The 2,382-nt window shown below is 47.3% G+C and carries 2 protein-coding genes and 1 pseudogene; all 3 read right to left on the bottom strand.

The features are described from left to right. Nucleotides 1–213: 213 nt before the first annotated feature. Nucleotides 214–357, bottom strand: a complete 144-nt coding sequence (locus H6G97_RS49960) for a hypothetical protein (RefSeq protein WP_190947640.1) — start codon at nucleotides 355–357, stop codon at nucleotides 214–216. A gap of 36 nt (nucleotides 358–393) precedes the next feature. Then, nucleotides 394–1,353 (bottom strand): tyrosine-type recombinase/integrase, encoded by a 960-nt coding sequence (locus H6G97_RS49955; RefSeq protein ID WP_190947639.1) that lies wholly within the window; start codon nucleotides 1,351–1,353, stop codon nucleotides 394–396. Between the two features lie 81 nt (nucleotides 1,354–1,434). Beyond that, nucleotides 1,435–2,382: pseudogene (locus H6G97_RS49950) on the bottom strand (bifunctional DNA primase/helicase); the annotation flags it as partial.

Raw genomic sequence — 2,382 nt, 5'->3', positions numbered from 1 at the left:
TGCCCTTAACCGCATGATCCAGCTAGGTAAGCCGGACACTTATAAAGTCGAAGACTAATTCCTATCCTGACTTCGGATTGGAGTGTCCTTTTTTCCTTTCATGCAACAAAGCCGTTGAAAGATGCTAATTTTTTTTTCCGCCCTGTATTGCTCATGTTCGTGTATCATCTAGGTAAACTTGGACTGTCCACGCTTGTTAAATCGTGTAACTTGTCATGATGAATTACCTTGATTATCATAGCCAAATGTGTCAGCGCATTCTTCAAGCGATGGCTTTTGTAAAGAGATGCTACTGCCAACGGCTACCATTGACGATTGCAAATAAATATAGACATCACCCCGTAGCAATTCCAGCATCAACCATCTTAGCCAAATACTAGGTATTAAATATCCTCAGTGATTCCGCCTGAGAGTGTAAGGAATATCTAATTTTTCCACAGCCCTGCGTTTGGGTTCTTCGCCGCGACGGTCATACTTGGAAGTTGTCGCAGGCGAGGCGTGTCCAGCTAACTTTTGCACGGTAACAATATCAATCCCAGAATCGAGCAAATCTGAGCAGAATGTCCGGCGAAAGTCATGAGGAGAAAATGATTCAACTCCTGATTCTGTAGCCCGTTTTTCCAGAATTAACAGTACTGCCTGGGAAGTCATGCGCCGTAATTGAACAAGTCCTCCTTTGCGTATGGGGCATAGCAGCGGGCCCGGTTTTCTGCCACGTACATCAAGCCAATCTTGCACTACGGCATAAGCAGCAGATGACAGATACACTGTACGGTCTTTCCCTCCCTTACCAAGTCGGATATCTATTGCGCCACTTGGGTTAATATCTTTTAAATCCAGGTTGACCACCTCAGCCCGCCGTACACCTGCACCACGCAATATTGCAATCAGCGCTGCATCTCTGACTCCCTGTGCGGTGGGGTCTGACATACACGCTTTCATCAATGCCGCAATTTCTTCAGGTGAAAGCGCCCTACCCCTGAGCTTTCTTTTTACTCGGACTGATGGAAAATCTACAGCCTTGGCGTAGTCCGAGGCATCCATTAACTCTAGTCTATAGGCTTCTTTTAGGACTCGTCGCAATGCACAGAGGATTTTATTAGTTGTCGCCGGGGCGAATTTTTGCATTAAAGCAGTGCGAATCGCCGCAGTGTGCTGATAGCGCAGTGCAGACCAGTCGAGAGTATAAGCATCACACTCCCCGTTAGTAATGAGAGTTGCAATGGTGTTTAATGCCCCCTCCATTGTCCGTTGAGAACCCAATGACAGCGCAGACAAATACACCGCAGCCGGGTGAATCGTCAAAGGTAGCGGTTTGCTCAGGATTAATGATTTAACTGACTGGCGGGACATTTACTTGTCAGAACTGGCATTCTCATAAGTAATTTTCCCACCAATGGCGACACCGCGATCGCCTTGCTCCCAATTAATCCCTCACCACGACATCGGCAACACTTCTTCACTTAGTAAGGTGTAAAATTCTGGTACTGCCGACTCCAGCTTACGTAGCTCATTTGCCGCGATCGCTTCAAGTTCCAGCACCGTCTCCCAGCGCAAATCACTCTGCCATCGCTTGAGAATGCCTTTAATTGCATCCACTCCACGAGAAATACCTGAGCGAAGTATTTCTACGCAGTGGAGTAGCGTAATGCGATCTGTCGGAGGCGACTCAAATGCGGTAGTATCCTCCCCTTGGCAATGGGAGTTCCCTATAGCATTAGGGGGGGGTGTGGATACGGGCTGCTGATTGGGGTTTACACTATACGCAGCAGGGGTTTGAGCCGCGTAATAGGTTCGATTTTCTTTTTGATTACGCTTTTCCACGCGATGAGCAATTACATGCATTGCAAATTCTAATTCCTCTTTAGATAAAGAGAAAAGTTTCACCTGTTGCCCCCGTTTACCCTGCTTACGGAAAGTCAGTTTTAGCCCCAGCTGCTCTAGCATTGTGGCCAGTAACCAAATAGGTTTACAGTCTAGGGGAATAGTAAACCCAAGAATTGCTTTGACGTGAGCAGCACAATTTTTGGCGATCGCCGTCATCTTGAGTAAGGTGGAATCGTCAGCAGTAACTTCATCACCCTTCACTAAAGAAGTGAGAATTTGATGCAGCCCCAGATTAAATCGCGCCAGCCACCGTGCGGAGTAATTGCCCCAGTCGATGCACAAAGGTAAATTGTCCCGCTCATTGCGGTCTTTTTGGGCGACAATTTGGGGTGGCGTAGGATAAGTTTGCCCAGTTTTGGGGTCAGTAAACGATTCTTCGGGTGGGGCTAAAATGGCCTCAAGTCCGGCTAGGGCTCTAATTAAGCGGCCACCTTTATCCATTTCTACGAGTGATTCGGTTACTTCGATGCCGTAAGAATCAGAAATGCGGAATTT

It is taken from the genome of Nostoc flagelliforme FACHB-838, assembly GCF_014698065.1.
Taxonomy (GTDB): Bacteria; Cyanobacteriota; Cyanobacteriia; order Cyanobacteriales; family Nostocaceae; genus Nostoc; species Nostoc flagelliforme_B.
Note: the sequence above shows the minus strand (reverse complement) of the source record. Positions and strands in the feature narration are given on the sequence as shown.

Excerpts from the sequence above, each read along its gene's own strand:
- H6G97_RS49960 (WP_190947640.1), bottom strand. The coding sequence starts at position 357 with ATGCTGGAATTGCTACGGGGTGATGTCTATATTTATTTGCAATCGTCA.
- H6G97_RS49955 (WP_190947639.1), bottom strand. The coding sequence starts at position 1,353 with ATGTCCCGCCAGTCAGTTAAATCATTAATCCTGAGCAAACCGCTACCT.